Origin of the sequence: Bordetella genomosp. 2, from assembly GCF_002261345.1 — a bacterium.
GTDB lineage: Bacteria > Pseudomonadota > Gammaproteobacteria > Burkholderiales > Burkholderiaceae_B > Bordetella_A.
Window position 1 is genome coordinate 1,019,008 of the sequence record NZ_NEVT01000006.1, and the last position, 17,858, is coordinate 1,036,865.

A 17,858-nucleotide genomic window follows, 5' to 3' on the forward strand; every position below is an offset into this window, starting at 1 on the left:
TCAATCCTGAGGAGGCCGGTGGCCCGCCAGCCAGCGCGCCGCCAGCGCCGTGCGGTTGGCGCACTCGAGTTTTTCCATGGCGTGCTTCAGGTGCGTGCGCACGGTGGTGAACGCCATGCCCAGTTCCCGGGCGATCTCGCGGTCGCCGCGGCCCTGCGCCACCAGGCGCGCCACCTGCTGTTCGCGCGGGCTCAGGCGGGCCGCCGCGCCGGCGCGCGCGGGCTCGTCGGCGGCCAGGGCCCGCGCGAAGTACGGCGCCAGCAAGTCCAGCAGCCGCAGGTCGCGCTCGCCGAAATCCGCCGCGCCCGCCGCGCGCCATAGCCGCAGGTCGCCGACGTCGCGTCCGCGCGCGTCGGCGAAATAGATGTTGACGCCATGGTGCAGGCCGTCGCGCGCCAGGAAATCGTTGTAAAACTCGGAATGCTCCAGTTCGCGCCGGCCCAGCGCCTCGTCGACCAGCGCGGCGCGGCGCAGCGGCCGCAGGCGGTGCGAGATCGGGTCGCGGAACTGGTGGCGCTCGTCGTAGGCACGCAGGTTGACGGGATTCATGTTGTAGCCGGCGCCGTCGACGAACCGCCGCGCCGCGGCGTCCCAGCGGTACGAGGCGCCGAACTGGCAACGCAGCAGGCGGGCCATGCCCGGCAGCACCTGGGCCCGCAGGCCGGCGCGCGCGTCGCCGCCGGCCAGGGTGTGGACAATGTCGGCCAATTGCGCCAGTTCGCTGGCGCTCATGTCGTAGATGGCGGAAGGCATGGCGGCTCCTGGCCGCGACAGCGCGCGGCCGCGCCAGTGTCACATGGCCGCGCCGGCGGCGCTATAAGTAGCGTTCCCGATACCCGACCGGCGACATCCCGCAGTATTTGTTGAATACATCGCGAAACGCCTTGGTATCGCTGTAGCCGACCTCGTACATGACCTCGGCCACACTCTTGCGGGAATTCTCCAACTGCTTCTTGGCGGCCTCGATGCGGATGCGCTGCAGGTATTCGACGATGCTGTTGCCGGTGGCCTGGCGAAAGCGCCGTTCCAGCGTGCGGCGGCCCAGCGCGAAGCGGCCGGCCAGGCCTTCGACGGTCAGGCGCTCGGCATAGCGGGCCTCGATATATTGCTGCACCGCCCGCACCACCTCGTCGGCATGCGCCTTGTGGCCGACGAACACCGAAAACGGCAGCTGGCTTTGGCGGCTCCAGTCCAGCTGGAAGAACTTGGCGCACCAGATGGCGGTCTCGCGGTCGGTGTATTTCTCGATCAGGTGCAGCACCAGGTGGGCGGCCGAGAACGCCCCGCCGCTGGTGTACAGGCCCTGCTCGGCCATGACGACCCGGTCGCTGACCCACTGCACCGCCGGGAACCATTGCGCGTACAGGCCCTGCGCCACCCAGTGCACCACCGCGCGGCGGCCGTCCAGCAGGCCGCCGGCCGCCGCCAGGGCCGCGCCCACGCACAGGCAGGCGACTTCGCCGCCGTTCTTGTAATGGCGCGTCAGCCAGTCGATCAGTTGCGGGTTGGCGGCCACCGCCTCGGGGCCCGGCGCCAGCAGCGGCGGCACCACGCAGATGTCCACCGGCCCGGCCTCGTCCAGCACCGCGTCGGCCTGCACGCTGATGCGGCCGTGGTCCAGCTGCACCCGCGGCGTGGCGGCCAGCAGCCGCACGTCGAAACAGGGCGGGCGGCCCTGCTCCTGCAGATACTGGTTGGCCACCAGGAAGCCGTGCCGGGCGGTCTCCAGCGAGGCGATATTGGCCCCCACGGGCAGCAGGAAGGCGACATTCTTCATGGCGCCAGCATAGCGCCACATGGCTGTCGCAATCCACCCGCAAGATTGTCGCAATTCCCCATCGGCAGCGAGGGGAATTCCCGATACAGTAGTCGTCCGGCCACCCGCCGGCCAACCCAGGAGCATCGCCATGGAACAGTACGTAGACGGCTTCCTGCTTGCCGTCCCCAAAGACAAGCTGGACGCCTACAAGGCGATGGCCACCCTCGCCGGCCAGGTCTGGAAAGAACACGGCGCGCTGGACTACCGCGAATGCGTCGGCGACGACCTGAACATGGACGCGGGCTGCGCCAGCTTCACCGCCGCCGCGGGCGCGCGCGACGACGAGGTGGTGATCTTCGCCTGGATTCTCTACCCCAGCAAGGCCGACCGCGACCGCATCAACGCCGCCGTCATGGCCGACCAGCGCCTGCACGAAGGGGCCGTGGAAGGCGTCTTCGAAATGCGGCGCATGGCCTGGGGCGGGTTCCGCACCCTGGTCGCGGCGTAGCGCCGCGGCAAAAAAAATCGCCGCCGCTGTCGATCCAGCGCCCGGCCGATCGTCGTACCCATACAGCGGCCTGCCATCCCGGCGCCGCCCTACTGGAGCCCATCATGGCCACCGTCAAACCCATTCCCGACGACATGCACTCGCTGACCCCGCACCTGACCTGCGACGGCGCGGCCGAGGCCATCAAGTTCTACGTCAAGGCATTCAACGCCGTCGAGCTGGCGTCCCTGCCGACCCCCGACGGCAAGATCGCGCACGCCGCGGTGCGCATCGGCGATTCCACCCTGATGCTGTGCGACGCCTTCCCCGAATGGGGCGCCTGCGATCCCAAGGCGCTGAAGGGCTCGCCGGTGGTCATCCACCTGTACGTCGAAGACGTGGACGCGGCCATGGCCCAGGCCCAGGCCGCCGGCGCCACCGTGACCATGCCCGCCACCGACATGTTCTGGGGCGACCGCTACGGCCAGCTGACCGACCCGTTCGGGCACCGCTGGTCGATCGCCACGCACAAGCAGGACCTCACGCCCGAGCAGATCCAGGAAGCCATGCGCAACGCGCCGCCGTGCCCCGACATGGCCGGCAAGGGCCAGTCATGAGCGGCGGCCAGGCGATCACCACGTTCCTGTGGTTCGACCACCAGGCCGAGGAGGCCGCCCGGTTCTATACCTCGGTCTTCAAGAACTCGCGGCTGGGCGATATCGTCCGCTACCCGGCGGGCACGCCCGGCCCCGAAGGCTCGGTCATGACGGTCACGTTCACCCTGAACGGCCAGGAATTCGTGGCGCTCAACGGCGGCCCGCACTTCAGCTTCACGCCGGCCATCTCGCTGGTGATCAACTGCCAGGACCAGGTCGAAGTCGATTACTACTGGGAACGCCTGTCCACCGGCGGGCCAGGCGAGCAATGCGGCTGGGTGCAGGACAAGTACGGCCTGTCGTGGCAGATCGTGCCGGTGGAGCTGACCAGCATGCTCAAGCGCGCCGATTCGGCCGCCGCGGCGCGCATCATGAAGGCCGTGCTGGGTATGCGCAAGCTGGACCTGGCGGCGATCCGGCGCGCCGGCCAGGCGGCGTAGCCGTCCGCTCGGCAGCCCGCATACGGGCCGGCTTGCGCGCGGGCAAGCCCGGCCCGGATGCGCGGCTTGAACCGGCGCCCATAAACACCTAAGGTGTGCTATTGCGCCACCACGACTCGACCGCCGCCATGTCCGCCTCCGACCGCCCCCAGACCCTCGGCGAAGAAATCGCCAACAGCATCAGCCATGGCCTGGGCGCGCTGGGCGCCGTGGCCGCGGCGCCGCTGCTGATCGTCGGCGCCACGCGCCGGGGCGATGCGGCCCTGATCGCCGGCGCGGCCGTCTTCGCGGCCAGCATGTGTTTGCTGTACCTGGCGTCCACCCTGTACCACGCCCTGCCGCGCGGGCGCGCCAAGCAAGTCTTCAACGTGCTGGACCACTCCGCCATCTATTTGCTCATCGCCGGCACCTATACGCCGTTCGCGCTCGGGCCGCTGCGCGGCCCATGGGGCTGGACCCTGCTCGGCCTGGTGTGGGGCCTGGCGGCGCTGGGCGTGGCGCTCAAGGCCATGCGGCGGCTCGACCGCCCGGCGGTCTCGCTGGCGCTGTACCTGGCCATGGGCTGGCTGGTGGCCATTGCCGTCGATCCGGTCGTCGAGCACGTGCCCGCCGGGGGGCTTTGGCTGCTGCTGGCCGGCGGCCTGGCCTATACCGGCGGCGTGCTGTTCTTCGTGTTCGACTCGCGCTGGCGCTACAGCCACTTCGTCTGGCACCTGTTCGTGCTGGCCGGCACGGCCTGCCACTTCTTCGCGGCCCTGTGGTACGCCGTGCCGCCCGCCTGACGCGTCAGCCGCCCGCAGGCGCGAAATCGTAGCGCCGCACCTGCCCCCCGCCCGCGATGATGGCGCAGGCCTCCGGCACTTCCTCCCAGGCGCCCGGCAGTTCGGTCAAGGGCTCCGACAGCAGCATGTAGGTGTCGTCGTCCAGCGCCGCAATGCGCGGCTCGTCGGGATACAACTGTTTCAGGTGGCGCACATCGGTATTGTGGAACAGCGAACGCGAATTCGCCTCGCTGGAATAGCGCACCGCGATCAGGCGCTGGCCGTCCAGCGCGCACACGGTCATGTTCAACGGGTGCGCCACGCCGTGGCGGTGGCCCACCTCCTCCACCAGTCCCGCCATGCGCTGCAGCGCCGGCAGCGGGTCCTTCTCCAGGCCGAAGCTCAGCGCCAGCAGGAACATCACCTCCGAATCGGTGGAGCCTTCCAGTGACGGAAAGTAGGACGGCGCGATGTGCAGCATCAGCTCGCGCCGCAACAGCGGGTATTCGCGGATCAGGCCGTTGTGCACGAACAGCCAGCGGCCATGCCGGAACGGATGGCAATTGGTCTCCTGGGCCGGCGTGTCGGTGGCCGCCCGGATATGGGCCACGAACAGCGACGCCTTGATGGCGCGCGCCGCCTCGCGCAGGTTGCGGTCGTTCCAGGCCGGGTGAATGCTGCGGTAGCGGAACGGCGCCTCGTCCGGATCGCGCCCATACCAGCCCACCCCGAAGCCGTCGCCGTTGGTGGTGGTGGCGCCCAGGCGCGCATGCAGGCTCTGGTCTATCAGGGAATGCCGGGCCTTGAAAATCACGGTCTCCAGCTTCAGCGGACTGCCGGTATAAGCCATCCAGCGGCACATGGTGTCTCTCCCGCTTATTGTTTACTTTGCGTTTATATATGGATTTCAATAATTGAACTTTGCGTCTTACAACCAATTGACATAAAGAACGGCATTGCCCATGATGACGGCAGCCGCCCCGACGGGCGACGGCCGCCGCACGGCGGCCCACCATAACCACAATACCGCGCCAGCCCGCACTGTGCGCGGCGATCACGGAGGCATGCCATGAACACCACTCCCCTCGACCCCGCGCGGCGGCGCTTGCTGGCCGGCGGTGCCGGCGCCCTGGCCGCCGCCGGGCTGGGCGCCGCCCCGGGCCTGGCGCGCGCCAGCGAAGCGGCCGCCAAGGAAGCCGCGCCGGCGGCCAAGCCGCTGCCGGCCTATGCCGCCTGGAAGGACGCCGACAGCGTCATCGTACACAGCGCCAACACCATCGAGACCCGGCGCGGCGCGTTCGGCGACGGGGTGATCACGCCGTCGCGGGAACTGTACGTGCGCAACAACCTGCCGCCGCCGGACGCCTCCATTCTCGACGACCGCGACGCCTGGACGGTCGAGATCCAGGGCGTGAAGAACCCGCGCAGCTTCACCCTGGCCGAACTCAAGACACTGGGCGTGGAGACGATGGCCACCGTGCTGCAATGCTCGGGCAACGGGCGCGGCTTCTTCCCGCACAAGCCCAGCGGCACGCAATGGCAGGTGGGCGCGGCCGGCTGCGTGCTGTGGACCGGCATCCCGGTGCGCGCGCTGGTCGAGCAACTGGGCGGCGTGGACGGCGACCTGAAGTACATGACCGGCACCGGCGGCGAGAAGCTGCCCGAAGGGCTGGATCCCAAGACCCTGATGGTGGAGCGCTCGGTGCCGCGCGAGGCCATGCAGGACGCGATGCTGGCGTGGGAGATGAACAACGAGCCGCTCAGCCTCGCGCACGGCGGGCCGCTGCGCCTGATCGTGCCGGGCTATACCGGCGTGAACAACGTCAAGTACATCAAGCGCCTGGCGTTCACCGCCGACCAGAGCCCGGTCAAGATCCAGCAGACCAGCTACCGGATCGCGCCGCTGGACGCCAAGCCCGGCCCCGAACACCCGTCGGCCTGGGCCATGACGCCCAAGTCGTGGATCACCGCGCCCGGCGCGGACGGCGAGCCGGTCAAGGCCGGCCGCGCGCTGGTGCGCGGCGTGGCGTTCGGCGGCATGCACGCCGTCAAGCGCGTGGATGTGTCGGTCGACGGCGGCAAGACCTGGAAGCAGGCCGCGCTGGTCGGCCCCGACCTGGGCAAGTACGCCTGGCGCCAGTTCGCGCTGGCCGTCGAGCTGCCCGCCGGCCAGCATACGCTAGCCAGCCGGGTCGAGGACAGCGAAGGCAACGTGCAGGTCGAGAACCGCGAAGAAAACGCGCGCGGCTACCTCAACAGCAGCTGGCGCGACCACGCGCTGCAGATCACGGTTTCATAGGAACGGCGGCATCGATGCACAATTCCCAGCAGCACTCCACCCGCCGCCGCGCCGCCGGCTGGCGGCGCATCCTGCCGGCCCTGGCGGCCGGCCTGTGCGCGGCAGCCGCCGCCGGCGCGGCCCACGCGGCCGACGCCGAGGCGGGCCGCGCGCTGTTCACCAAGGGCGCCACGCCGGCCTGTGCCGTCTGCCATACGCTGGCCGACGCCGGCGCGGCCGGCACCATCGGACCGGACCTGGACGAACTCAAGCCCGATGCCAAGCGCGTCGCCCTGGCGGTGCGCAACGGCATCGGCGTCATGCCGGCGTTCGAGGCGCTCAGCGATGCCGACGTGCAGGTCCTGGCCGACTACGTGGCCGCCGCCACCGGCGCGGCCCAGTAGCGGCGCCGCGCGGCGTCAGTCGCGCGGCAGCAGTTGCGGGTTCCAGGCCACTTCCCACAAGTGCCCTTCCGGGTCCTGGAAGTAGCCGGCATAGCCGCCCCAGAAGGTGTCGGCGGCCGGCTTGACCTCCGTCGCGCCGGCCGCGCGCGCCTGCCGCATGACGCTGTCGACCTCGGCGCGGTCCGACACATTGTGGGCCAGCGCGCAGTGCGTGGCGCTGGCCGGCCCCACCGGCAAGCCGCTGTCGTGCGCCAGGCTGGCGCGCGGCCACAGGGCCAGCTTCAAGCCGGGCTGCAGGTCGAAAAACGCCACGGCGCCGTGCTCGAACTCGGTGCCGACGATACCTTGCGTGGGCCAGCCCAGGCCGTCGCGGTAAAAGCGCACGGCCCGTTCCAGGTCGTCCACGCCCAGGGTGATCAGGGTGATGCGGGGTTTCATATCGGTCTCCTGAATGCGTTCAAACCGCCAGCGCCGCCGCGGCGCGCGCGGCGACCTGCAGCGTGCCGGCCGGGTCGGCGTCGTCCTGCAGCATCCACACGGCCGACAGCCCGGCCCAGGCCAGCACCCACTGCAGCAGGCGGCGAGGCTCGATGCCCGACGCGGCCGCGACGATGTCCAGACGCCGCTCGAAACGCCCGCGCGCCAGCGCCGTGCGGCGGCTGGGGTTGCAGAACAGGTTGGCATAGTCGAAGCCGCGTTCGCCGTGCAGGCCTTTCGGGTCGATCGCCAGCCAGCCGCGCGCGCCGAAATCCAGCACATTGCCGTGGTGGATATCGCCGTGCAATACGCCTGGCTGGCGCGGCTCGGCCAGCAAGGCGCGGGCGTGGCGCGCGCTGTCGCGCAACACCCCGCCATGCCGCTCGGCAGCCAGCCACAGGTCGCGGAACCAGTCGTCGAGCGGCACCAGGCCGGGCGGCGGCCGGCCGCGCCGCGCGTGCAGGCGCGCCACGGCGCCGCACAGGATGCGGGTCGCCTCCGGGTCGTCGGCGCCGCGGCGCGCCATGGCGGCCAGCGAGCCGGGGCCTTGCGCCCGCTCCATCAACAGCGCGTCGCCATCTTGGGCCAGCACGCGCGCGGCGCCCTCGCCCGCCCACCACGCCAGCACCCGCGCGCCCCGGCGCTCTTCCTCGACGCGGGCGATCTTCAGCATGGCCGCGGCGGCGCCCTGGCGCACCGGCAGCAGGCGGCTGGTGGCGGTGCGGATCGGCGCGCCGTCCGGCTCCAGGCCCCACTGCCGCAAATAGCGGTCGAATATCCTCAAGGCTAACCTCCACGGTATGGCCCAGCCATTAAATCATCCTCCAACCCGAGGGTAGTAACATCGGACGGCGTTTCCCACCCTATCCGGAGTTCAGCCTTGAAATACCGAAAACTCGGCCGTACCGATCTCGATGTCAGCCTGATCGGCCTGGGCACCATGACCTGGGGCGAGCAGAACAGCGAAGCCGAGGCCCACGAACAGCTCGACTACGCCCTGTCGCGCGGCATCAACCTGGTCGACACCGCCGAGATGTATCCGGTGCCGCCGAAGCCCGAGACACAGGGTCGCACCGAAACCTACATCGGCACCTGGCTGGCCAAGACGCGCCGCCGCCATGACATCGTGCTGGCCAGCAAGGCGGCCGGGCCGGTGCGCGACCCGAAGCGGCCTGGCCACATCCGCGACGGCAAGACCTTCCTCGACCGCAACAACCTCACCGCCGCGCTGGACGCCAGCCTCAAGCGCCTGCAGACCGACTACCTGGACCTGTACCAGCTGCACTGGCCCGACCGCAGCACCGCCACCTTCGGGCGCGCCTACCCGTGGATCGACGACGACTACACCGTGCCCATCCAGGAAACGCTCGAGGTGCTGCGGGACTTCGTGCGCGCCGGCAAGGTGCGGCACATCGGCGTGTCCAACGAAACGCCCTGGGGCGTGGCGCAATTCCTCAAGCACGCCGAAACCCAGGGGCTGCCCCGCATCGCCTCGATCCAGAATCCATACAGCCTGCTCAACCGCACCTACGAACAAGGCCTGGCGGAATTCAGCCATCTGGAACAGGTAAGCCTGCTGGCCTATTCACCGCTGGCCATGGGCGTGCTGTCCGGCAAATACCTGGATGGCGCCCGCCCCGAAGGCGCGCGCCTGACGCTGTACACGCGCTTCACGCGCTACAGCAACGCGCAGTCGGAGGCCGCCACGCGCGAATATGTGCAGCTGGCGCGCGCCCACGGCCTGTCGCCGACGCACCTGGCGCTGGCCTGGGTCAACCAGCGGCCGTTCGTGGCCAGCAACCTGATCGGCGCCACCACGCTGGAACAGCTGCGGGAGAACATCGACAGCGCAGAAGTAACGTTGTCGCCCGCCCTGCTGGAAGAAATCGAGCGCATCCACGCCCAGCAGCCCAACCCCGCGCCGTAGCGCAACGTCGCCCCGGCGCGGCTAGCCCTGGCCAAACAAGTCCAGCAGCCGGCCCAGCGCCGGATTGTGGTTGTCCTGCCGCCATGCCAGGCCGTGCTGGATGCGCCGGGCATGGCGCGGCAGAGGCCGGAACACCACCCCCTCGATATTCAGGGCCTCGATCTCGCGCGGGATCAGGCCTACCCCCACGCCGGCGGCAATCAGGCATAACAGCGTCTGTGACGCCTCCGACTCGCGCACCACGCGCGGCGCGAAGCCGGCATCGCGGCAGATGGCTTCCATGGCCTGCCGCAAATGAAAGCCCTGCCCCGCCGGGTACGCCACGAAGGGCTCGCCCTGCAATTGGCGCAACGCCAGCCTGCGAGGCCGGGCCATCGGATGCGATGCCGGCAGCGCCATGGCGAATTCGCTTTCCAGCGACACGCGCGCCTGCAGCCCCGGCCCTTCGATCGGCAAGAAGCACAACGCCGCGTCCAGTTCGTCTTGCAACAGCTTCAGCCGCAAGGCGCCGGTCGGCAGCGGCCCCTGGATATCCAGCATCACGTCGGGATAGGCTTGCCGCAACCTGCCCAGCAGACGCGGCAGTTGCGCCTGGCTGGCCCGGCCGGTGTAGCCCAGCCGGAGCTTGCCGGTCTCGCCGCGCTGGGCGCGCCGGCACGCCTGCACCGCTTCGTCGATCTGGCGCGGCAAGGCGCGCACGTGATCCAGGAACACCCGGCCGGCGCTGGTCAACGCGACCTTGCGCGTGCTGCGCTCGAACAGGCGCGCGCCCAGTTCGTCTTCCAACTCGCGGATGCGCTGGCTGAGCGGCGGCTGCGCAATGTGCAGGCGCAGCGCGGCGCGCGTAAAGCTCTGTTCTTCGGCGACGACGATGAAGCTGGTCAAGTGGCGTAATTCCATGGCGTTCCTGTAGCGCGGGCGCGCGGTGCGGAGCGTTTAATAATACTCATGGCATATAAATCGACCGGTAAATATGTATTAGACATCATAATCGCCCCGGCATACGCTGTGCCCGATACGTCGATTGATAGGGAGACTTGCATGGCATTGTTGAAGGGACGGGTAGCGCTCGTGACCGGGTCCACCAGCGGCATCGGGCTGGCGTTGGCGCGGCGCCTGGCGGATGCCGGCGCCCACCTGGTGCTCAATGGCCTGGCCAGCGCTGCCGAGGCCGAGGCGCTGTGCGACCATTTCGCGCAGCAGCACGGCGACCGCCCTGAATTCGCGCCTTGCGATTTGCGCGACTACCGGCAGATCGAGCAGATGATCGCCGGCCTGAATCGCCGCCACGGCGCACTGGACATATTGGTCAACAATGCCGGCATCCAGCACGTCAGCCCCATCGCCGAGTTCTCGCCGCAGATCTGGCAGGACATGCTGGCGGTGAACCTGTCGGCCAGCTTCCACACCATCCGCACCGCCCTGCCCGCGATGCGCGAACGCGGCTGGGGCCGCATCATCAACATGGCGTCGATCAGCGGCCTGCGTGGCCGCGCCGGCAAGGCAGGCTACAACGCCACCAAGCACGGCCTGATCGGCCTGACCAAGTCGGTGGCTCTGGAAACGGCGCCCACGGCCATCACCTGCAATGCCATCTGCCCCGGCTGGGTACACACCCCCCTGGTGCAAAAACAGATCGATGCCCTGGCCACCCGCGAAGGACTGGACAACGACGCCGCCACGCAGCGGCTGATCGGCCTGCGCCAGCCTTCCGGCCGCTTCGTGACGGTCGAGCAGATCGCCGAGCTGGCAGTCTTCTTCTGCTCGCCGGCGGCTGCCGAAGTGCGCGGCGTGGCCTGGGCCATGGACGGCGGCACCACCGCACAGTAGGTAGGGACGAGCCAATGATCGACCATACACACGACGCATCGCGCGCCAGCTGGGTGGCCAGCGCCAACGGCCATCCGCAGTTCCCGCTGCAGAACCTGCCCATGGGCGTGCTCGACGGCGCCGACGGGCGCATCGTGGTGGCCATCGGCGACTGCGTGCTGGACGCGCGGGCCGCCCTGGACGCGGGATTGCTCGACACCCTGGCCCCGCCCGCGCGGCAGGCGTTGCGCGCGCCCAGCCTGAATGCATGGATGGGCCTGCCGCCGCGCGAACGACGCGCCATCCGCCATGCCCTGTTCGAGCTGCTGGCCGACGGCCATCCTGCGGCCGTACAGGCCGACCGCCTGCTGCATGCCATGGCCGATTGCCGCCTGGCCTTGCCCGCGATCGTCGGCGGCTACACGGACTTCTATTGCGGCATCCACCATGCCGTGAAGGCCGGCACGCTGTTCCGTCCCGACAATCCCCTGCTGCCGAACTACAAGCACCTGCCCATCGCCTATCACGGCCGCCATTCGTCCATTACCGTATCGGGGGAAGCCGTGCGCCGCCCCTGGGGCCAGGTCGCCGGCGACGACGGGCCGCGCCTGCAGCCCAGCGCGCGGGTCGATTTCGAACTGGAGCTGGCCATCTGGGCCGGCCCCGGCAACGCGCTGGGCGAGCCCGTGCCCATCGCCGACGCCCCGGGGCACATCGCCGGCTATGGGCTGTTCAACGACTGGTCCGCGCGCGACATCCAGGCCTGGGAATACAAACCGCTGGGCCCGTTCCAGGGCAAGAACTTTGCGTCGACCGTCTCGCCGTGGGTCGTCACCTCCGAGGCGCTGGCGCCGTTCCGCCGTGCCGCCATGCCGCGCGACGCGTCCGACCCGCCCCTGCTCGATTATCTGCACGACACGCAAGACCAGCGGCTGGGCGGTCTCGACATCGAGCTGGAAGTCTGGATCTCCACCCCGGCCATGCGCACCCAGGGCCTGCCGCCGCATCGCCTGGCGCTGTCGCATGCGCAGCACCTGTACTGGACGCCAGCGCAGATGCTGGCCCAGCACACGCTGGGGGGCTGCAACCTGCGTCCCGGCGACCTGCTGGCCTCGGGCACCATCTCCACGCCCGACCATTCCGGAGACGGCAGCCTGCTGGAACGGACCTCCGGGGGCCGCAAGCCGGTCACGCTGCCGTCGGGCGAGCAACGCACCTTTCTGTGCGACGGCGATGAAATCACCCTGCGCGCGCACTGCGGCGGCGCGCAGGGCTACCGGATCGGGTTCGGAGATTGCCGGGCGCGCCTGGCGCCGGCGCACCCGTCGCCCTACAGCCGCGACCACTGATGCCTCATGCCTATAACCCACAGGAGACCACACCAATGAGAACGACCTTGATCGCCACGCTGTCCGCCGCTCTCGGGCTGGCATCGGCCGGCGCATACGCGCAGAGCGGCTATCCGAGCCAGCCCATCCGCCTGATCGTGCCCTACTCGGCCGGCGGCGTCACCGACCAGGTCGGCCGCGCGCTGGCCGAGCAAATGGGCCAGCGCCTCGGACAATCGGTGGTGGTCGAGAACAAGACCGGCGCCAACGGCACCATGGGCGCCATCCAGATGCTGCAGGCCAAGCCCGACGGCTACACCATCACCATGGTGCCTATCGGCATCTACCGCATGCCTCACATCACCGGCGCGCCGTACGATCCCGCCCGCGACTTCACCTACATTTCGCAAGTCGCCGGCTACGACTACTACCTGGCCGTCAAGGGCAATTCGCAGTGGCGAACGCTGGACGACCTGGCGTCCTACGCCAAGAGCCACGCCGACTCGATCTCATACGGCACGCCTGGCGCATACAGCAGCCAGCACATTGCCATGGTGCAGCTCAGCGAGGCGCTGCAGGTGCAGTGGACGCACATCCCGTTCAAGGGCGAATCGGACGCGCTGGCCGCGCTGATGGGCGGACATATCCAGACGCTGGTAGGCGCCAGCGGCATCCTGCCCTACATCCAGAACGGCGACGTGCGCGCGCTGGCCACGCTGGGCGAAAAACGTTCGGCCTCGCTGCCGGACGTGCCCACGCTGAAGGAAGCGGGCTACGACGTGGTGCACACTTCCGCCTTCGGCATCGCGGGCCCGAAGGGCATGCCCGCCGACGTCGTGGCCAAGATCGACGGCGCCATCGGCGCCGCCATGAAAGACCCGGCCTTCCAGCAGAAGCTGATCCAGCTTGGCGTGTCGCCGCTGTATCTGGACCACCAGGCCTATACCCGGGCGGCGCTGAAAAGCGTGGAAACCGAGAAGGAAACGATCCGCAAGCTGGGCAATATCACGGGCAAGTAGCGTGCGGGCAGGGTCAGCCCAACAGCTGATCCGCCAACTGGCCGAAATCGTCGGCCACCGCATCCCAATCCTGCGCGGGCTGCAGGTCGGAGGTCTGGCCGGGCCCGTGTTCGGTGGGCCGGCGCACGAAGGCGGTTTTCAGGCCGCACTGGCGCGCCGCCGCCAGGTCGCCATTGTGCGCGGCCACCATGCCGACCTCGGCCGGCGCCAGGCCCAGCACCTCGGCGGTGCGCAGGTAGGCTTCCGGCATCGGCTTGTAGGCCTGCGCCACCTCGGCGCCCAGGATGGCGTCCCACGGCAGGCCGGCGCGCTTGGCCATGTCCAGCATCAGGCGGATGTTGCCGTTGGACAGCGGCGCGATGATGTAGCGCGCCTTCAGCCGCGCCAGCCCTTCCAGCGCGTCGGGCCACGGGTCGAGCCGGTGCCAGGCCAGGTTCAACGCGTCCAGCTCGGCGGGCGGCAGCGCGGCCGGGTCCATGTCCACATCGCGCAGCGCGGCCTCCAGGTTCTCGCGGTGCAGCACGTCCAGCCGCACGAACGGCCGCAGCCCGCTGCGCACCGCCTCCATGGACGGCGAGTAATGGCTGCGCCACGCGTCGGCGAAGGCCGCCGGATCGATGTCGCGCCGGCCGTGCCGCGCCAGGAACGGCGCCGCCTCGCGCGCCACGCCGCTGCGCCAGTCGACCACCGTGCCGAACACGTCGAATACCAGCGCCTGTACCTTGTCCCACGCCATGTGTATGCTCCCTCGAAGCTAGGTCTTGAGGCGGTAGCCCGTCTTGAATATCCAGCGCACGCCCACCAGGCAGGCCGCCAAGAAGGCCAGCGTCATGCCCAGGCTGATGCCCACGCTGACGTCCGACACGCCGTAGAAGCTCCAGCGGAAGCCGCTGACCAGGTACACCACCGGGTTGAACAGCGTCACGGTCTGCCAGAACGGCGGCAGCATGTTGATGGAATAGAAAGTGCCGCCCAGGAACGTCAGCGGCGTGATGATCATCAGCGGAATGATCTGCAGCTTCTCGAAGCCGTCGGCCCACACCCCGATGATGAACCCGAACAGGCTGAAGGTCAGCGAGGTCAGCACCAGGAAGGCCACCATCCAGAACGGATGCGCGATGCCGAAGTCGACGAACAGGCGCGCGGTGGCCAGCGTGATCAGGCCCAGGATGATGGATTTGCTGGCGGCCGCGCCCACATAGCCGGTGACGATCTCCACGTACGAAATGGGCGCGGAATGGATCTCGTAGATGGTGCCGGTGAAGCGCGGCATGTAGATGCCGAACGAGGCGTTGGCCACGCTCTGTGTCAGCAGCGACAGCATGATCATGCCCGGCACGATGAAGGCGCCGTAGCTGACGCCCTCGATCTGCACCATGTGCGAACCGATGGCCGAGCCGAACACCACGAAGTACAGCGCCGTGGACACCACCGGCGAGGCCACGCTCTGCATCAGCGTGCGCCAGGCGCGGGCCATTTCGAACAGGTAGATGGCGCGGATGGCGTAGAAATTCATGATTGAGTACTCACCAGGCTGACGAAGATCTCCTCGAGCGAGCTCTCGGAGGAACTGAGGTCCGTGAACTCGATGCCCGCCTCGTCCAGTTGCCGCAGCAGGCGGGCGATCTCCGCGCCGCCCTGCTGGTTGTCGTAGGTGTACACCAGCTGGTGGCCCGCATCCGACAGCTCCAGCCCGTAGGCCGCCAGCACGGCCGGCACCTCGGCCAGCGGCTCTTTCAGGGTCAGCGCCACCTGCCGCTTGCCCAGCTTTTTCATCAGCGCGTGCTTCTCTTCGACCAGGATGATCTCGCCCTGACGGATCACCCCGATGCGGTCGGCCATTTCCTGGGCCTCTTCGATGTAGTGGGTCGTCAGGATGATGGTGACGCCGTTGTCGCGCAGGCGCCGCACCATGTCCCACATGCCGCGGCGCAGTTCGACGTCGACGCCGGCGGTCGGCTCGTCCAGGAACAGAATCTGCGGTTCGTGCGACAGCGCCTTGGCGATCATGACGCGGCGCTTCATGCCGCCGGACAGCGCCATGATGCGGGAATCCTTCTTGTCCCACAGCGACAGGTCGCGCAGCACCTTCTCGATATACGCGGGGTTGGCCGGCTTGCCGAACAACCCGCGGCTGAAGGTCACGGTGCTCCACACGCTCTCGAACGCGTCGGTGGAGATTTCCTGCGGCACCAGGCCGATGCGCGAGCGCGCCGCCCGGTAGTCGGCCACGATGTCATGGCCGTCGGCCAGCACCTTGCCCTCGCCGGGCGTGACGATGCCGCAGATGATGCTGATCAGGGTGGTCTTGCCGGCGCCGTTGGGGCCCAGCAGGGCGAAGATCTCGCCGCGATGGATGTCCAGATTGACGTTCTTCAAGGCCTGATGCCCGGACGCGTACGTCTTGGACAGGCCTTGCACGGAAATGACGGGCTGCACACGGACCTCGATATGTCGATGAACGCAATGATTCTACTTGCTCGACATCGACGCATCGTTCCACCAGCGCCACAACTCTATTCCGGCACGTAACCGGTTGTTTTTCCGGGCGTTTCCCGCCCCGCCCCGGCGCGCCCGGGCGGCTAGAAGGTGTCCGGGTCCGGCGCGCCGCGCCACACGCCCGGCGCCAGCCAGGCCGTCAGGGCGCTCGACATCCCGGCCATCAGCCACAGCACGAAGAACGACACGGTGTAGAACGCCATCCGGCCGGGCTGCCATTGGCCGAGCACGGCCACGTCCATGGGATCGATCAGCGCGAAAATCAGCGCGCTGCCCGCCACGGCCGCCAGGAAGGACGGCCAGAGTATCCAGATCAGCAGGCGCCAGCGCATGGCCTGCTCCGCTCAGGGACGGGTGGACGCCGGGCCGACGGCGGGCTCGCCCGCCGGCGCGCCGGCGGGCGGCGCGCCGCCTTCGACGCGCTCGACCACCAGGCCGCGCTTGACCGCCCCCGCGGTGATGGGCTGGTCGTCGAAGCGCGTCACGGCCAGGTAAATGGTGATGATGCACCCCAGCATGGCCAGCAGCGGCCCGGTCATCAGGAACCAGGGCCACGGCTCGCGATACCAGGCGTTGGATTGTTCGGGCGTATTCATGTGGGGCTCCGGACTCAATCGGGCATGTAGAAACTGGAAGGCTCGCTGCGTTCGACCAGGCGGCCGTCGGGCGTCTGCGCCCGCGCCTGGACCTGGATGGGGTGCGGGCCCGGCGCCGCGGCGCCGGCCGGCGCGCGGATCACCACTGGCACCAGCCGGTTGGCGTAGGGTTCCAGCAGGATGTCCGGGCCGGCCTGCCGCTCGGCGTGCACGGCCAGCCCGGGCAGCCCGCCGGCCGCCAAGTGCAGCCGCATGGGCGCGTCGGAGGTATTGATGAGCTGCAGGCGGTACACGTTCTCGACCATGCCGCCCGGCACTTCGCGCGCCAGCACGCCGCGGTCGCGGATCACATCGACCCGCAGCGGGCTGCGCAGCGCCAGCGACGCCACGAAAGCGGCCGACAACGCCAGGATGATCGCGGCGTAGATCAGCACGCGCGGCCGCAGCAGGCGGGCCCGCGCCTGGCGCGCCGACCAGCCTTCCTGCACGGCGCGCTGCGAGGTGTAGCGGATCAGGCCGGCCGGATACTGCATCTTGCCCATGACCTGGTCGCAGGCGTCCACGCAGGCGCCACAGCCGATGCACAGGTACTGCAGCCCGTCGCGGATGTCGATGCCAGTCGGGCAGACCTGCACGCACAGACTGCAATCCACGCAGTCGCCCAGGCCGGCGGCCCGGTGGTCGGCCTTGCGCGAGCGGCCGCCGCGCGGCTCGCCGCGCCCCTGGTCGTAAGTGACCACGAAGGTGTCCGGGTCGACCATCACGCTCTGGAAACGCGCGTAGGGACACATGTACTTGCACACCGCCTCGCGCATGAAGCCGGCGTTGCCCCAGGTGGCGAACCCGTAGAACAGCATCCAGAACCATTGCCACGGCCCCAGCTGCAGCGCCAGCAGCGCCGCGCCCAGGTCGCGGATCGGCGTGAAATAGCCGATGAAGGTGTAGCCCGTCCACCAGGCCACGACGATCCAGAGCGCGTGCTTGGCCAGCTTCAGGCGCAACTTGCGCAGGCTCCAGGGCGCGGCGTCCAGGCGGATGCGGGCCAGACGGTCGCCCTCGACCCTGCGCTCGATCCACATGAAGATCTCGGTGTAGACCGTCTGCGGGCAGGCATAACCGCAGAACAGCCGGCCGGCCACCGCCGTGAACAGGAACAGCGACAGCGCCGAAATGACCAGCAGCACCGCCAGGTAGACCACGTCCTGCGGCCACAGCACCAGGCCGAACAGGTAGAACTTGCGCGCGCCCAGGTCGAACAGCACGGCCTGGCGGCCGTTCCATTGCAGCCACGGCATGCCGTAGAACACCAGCTGCGTCAGGAAGACGAACACCACCCGCCAGCGCGCGAACACGCCGCTGACCGAGCGCGGGTGGATCTTGCCGCGCACCTCGTCGATCGTGTGTTCAAGCGTATCGGA

At 69.1% G+C, this 17,858-nt stretch carries 21 protein-coding genes and 1 pseudogene; 10 read left to right on the forward strand and 12 right to left on the reverse strand.

What is annotated here, in order from left to right; all coding sequences use genetic code 11:
- Together CAL24_RS14980 and CAL24_RS14985 are read right to left on the reverse strand one after the other, a co-directional pair.
- The gene (locus CAL24_RS14980) at positions 1–753 is read right to left on the reverse strand and encodes a helix-turn-helix transcriptional regulator (RefSeq protein WP_094807090.1); all 753 of its coding nucleotides are present in this window, start codon (positions 751–753) and stop codon (positions 1–3) included.
- A gap of 61 nt (positions 754–814) precedes the next feature.
- Entirely contained in the window at positions 815–1,798 is a 984-nt protein-coding gene (locus tag CAL24_RS14985; RefSeq protein ID WP_249278544.1) for a GlxA family transcriptional regulator, read from the reverse strand.
- A gap of 109 nt (positions 1,799–1,907) precedes the next feature.
- On the opposite strand from CAL24_RS14985, the gene CAL24_RS14990 reads away from it, so the two are divergent.
- From CAL24_RS14990 to trhA, 4 genes are all read left to right on the forward strand, one after another.
- Positions 1,908–2,267: a DUF1428 domain-containing protein gene (locus CAL24_RS14990; protein WP_028354055.1), complete on the forward strand. Its 360-nt coding sequence runs from the start codon at positions 1,908–1,910 to the stop codon at positions 2,265–2,267.
- Between the two features lie 104 nt (positions 2,268–2,371).
- Complete coding sequence (locus tag CAL24_RS14995) at positions 2,372–2,863, forward strand: VOC family protein (protein WP_028354056.1); 492 nt, start codon at positions 2,372–2,374, stop codon at positions 2,861–2,863.
- The gene (locus tag CAL24_RS15000) at positions 2,860–3,342 is read left to right on the forward strand and encodes a VOC family protein (protein ID WP_094807091.1); all 483 of its coding nucleotides are present in this window, start codon (positions 2,860–2,862) and stop codon (positions 3,340–3,342) included. The genes CAL24_RS14995 and CAL24_RS15000 overlap by 4 nt, the downstream gene beginning before the upstream one ends.
- A 128-nt stretch (positions 3,343–3,470) precedes the next feature.
- Positions 3,471–4,124, forward strand: a complete 654-nt coding sequence (gene trhA, locus CAL24_RS15005; RefSeq protein WP_094807289.1) for a PAQR family membrane homeostasis protein TrhA — start codon at positions 3,471–3,473, stop codon at positions 4,122–4,124.
- Positions 4,125–4,128: 4 nt separating this feature from the next.
- Here the strand turns inward: trhA and CAL24_RS15010 are convergent, their stop codons facing one another.
- Entirely contained in the window at positions 4,129–4,965 is an 837-nt protein-coding gene (locus CAL24_RS15010; RefSeq protein ID WP_028354058.1) for a class II glutamine amidotransferase, read from the reverse strand.
- A gap of 207 nt (positions 4,966–5,172) precedes the next feature.
- On the opposite strand from CAL24_RS15010, the gene CAL24_RS15015 reads away from it, so the two are divergent.
- Together CAL24_RS15015 and CAL24_RS15020 are read left to right on the forward strand one after the other, a co-directional pair.
- Positions 5,173–6,402, forward strand: a complete 1,230-nt coding sequence (locus CAL24_RS15015; RefSeq protein ID WP_028354059.1) for a sulfite oxidase — start codon at positions 5,173–5,175, stop codon at positions 6,400–6,402.
- A 14-nt stretch (positions 6,403–6,416) separates the two neighbouring features.
- Entirely contained in the window at positions 6,417–6,785 is a 369-nt protein-coding gene (locus CAL24_RS15020) for a c-type cytochrome (RefSeq protein ID WP_051439380.1), read from the forward strand.
- Between the two features lie 15 nt (positions 6,786–6,800).
- Here the strand turns inward: CAL24_RS15020 and CAL24_RS15025 are convergent, their stop codons facing one another.
- Positions 6,801–7,223 carry a VOC family protein gene (locus tag CAL24_RS15025; protein ID WP_028354061.1) on the reverse strand — a complete coding sequence of 141 codons (423 nt, stop codon included), beginning with the start codon at positions 7,221–7,223 and terminating at the stop codon, positions 6,801–6,803.
- A gap of 19 nt (positions 7,224–7,242) precedes the next feature.
- The gene (locus CAL24_RS15030) at positions 7,243–8,046 is read right to left on the reverse strand and encodes an aminoglycoside phosphotransferase family protein (protein ID WP_349290567.1); all 804 of its coding nucleotides are present in this window, start codon (positions 8,044–8,046) and stop codon (positions 7,243–7,245) included.
- A gap of 96 nt (positions 8,047–8,142) precedes the next feature.
- Between CAL24_RS15030 and CAL24_RS15035 the strand changes: the two genes are divergently transcribed.
- Entirely contained in the window at positions 8,143–9,189 is a 1,047-nt protein-coding gene (locus CAL24_RS15035; RefSeq protein ID WP_094807092.1) for an NADP(H)-dependent aldo-keto reductase, read from the forward strand.
- Between the two features lie 21 nt (positions 9,190–9,210).
- Here the strand turns inward: CAL24_RS15035 and CAL24_RS15040 are convergent, their stop codons facing one another.
- Positions 9,211–10,089, reverse strand: a complete 879-nt coding sequence (locus CAL24_RS15040; RefSeq protein ID WP_028354064.1) for a LysR substrate-binding domain-containing protein — start codon at positions 10,087–10,089, stop codon at positions 9,211–9,213.
- A 141-nt stretch (positions 10,090–10,230) separates the two neighbouring features.
- Here CAL24_RS15040 and CAL24_RS15045 point away from each other — a divergent pair, with 141 nt between their 5' ends.
- The 3 genes from CAL24_RS15045 to CAL24_RS15055 are packed head-to-tail and all read left to right on the forward strand — an operon-like array spanning position 10,231 to position 13,345.
- On the forward strand, positions 10,231–11,019 hold the full coding sequence (locus tag CAL24_RS15045; protein WP_028354065.1) for a 3-hydroxybutyrate dehydrogenase: 789 nt from the start codon (positions 10,231–10,233) through the stop codon (positions 11,017–11,019).
- Positions 11,020–11,033: 14 nt separating this feature from the next.
- Positions 11,034–12,347: a fumarylacetoacetase gene (gene fahA, locus CAL24_RS15050; RefSeq protein WP_028354066.1), complete on the forward strand. Its 1,314-nt coding sequence runs from the start codon at positions 11,034–11,036 to the stop codon at positions 12,345–12,347.
- 35 nt (positions 12,348–12,382) lie between these two features.
- A complete protein-coding gene (locus CAL24_RS15055; protein ID WP_028354067.1) occupies positions 12,383–13,345 on the forward strand; it encodes a tripartite tricarboxylate transporter substrate binding protein in 963 nt (320 codons plus the stop codon).
- A 13-nt stretch (positions 13,346–13,358) separates the two neighbouring features.
- Here CAL24_RS15055 and CAL24_RS15060 read toward each other — a convergent pair whose 3' ends face one another.
- The 6 genes and pseudogenes from CAL24_RS15060 to ccoG all read right to left on the reverse strand — a co-directional run.
- Entirely contained in the window at positions 13,359–14,081 is a 723-nt protein-coding gene (locus tag CAL24_RS15060) for a haloacid dehalogenase type II (protein ID WP_028354068.1), read from the reverse strand.
- Positions 14,082–14,099: 18 nt separating this feature from the next.
- Complete coding sequence (locus CAL24_RS15065) at positions 14,100–14,861, reverse strand: ABC transporter permease (protein WP_028354069.1); 762 nt, start codon at positions 14,859–14,861, stop codon at positions 14,100–14,102.
- Positions 14,858–15,784, reverse strand: a complete 927-nt coding sequence (locus CAL24_RS15070; RefSeq protein WP_028354070.1) for an ABC transporter ATP-binding protein — start codon at positions 15,782–15,784, stop codon at positions 14,858–14,860. Before CAL24_RS15070 ends, CAL24_RS15065 begins: the two co-directional genes overlap by 4 nt.
- A 143-nt stretch (positions 15,785–15,927) precedes the next feature.
- Positions 15,928–16,176, reverse strand: a complete 249-nt coding sequence (locus CAL24_RS15075; RefSeq protein WP_094807093.1) for a hypothetical protein — start codon at positions 16,174–16,176, stop codon at positions 15,928–15,930.
- A 12-nt stretch (positions 16,177–16,188) separates the two neighbouring features.
- On the reverse strand, positions 16,189–16,440 hold the full coding sequence (locus tag CAL24_RS15080; protein ID WP_170947089.1) for a FixH family protein: 252 nt from the start codon (positions 16,438–16,440) through the stop codon (positions 16,189–16,191).
- Between the two features lie 14 nt (positions 16,441–16,454).
- Positions 16,455–17,855 (reverse strand): annotated as a pseudogene (gene ccoG / locus CAL24_RS15085) (cytochrome c oxidase accessory protein CcoG); the annotation flags it as partial.
- Positions 17,856–17,858 lie beyond the last annotated feature (3 nt).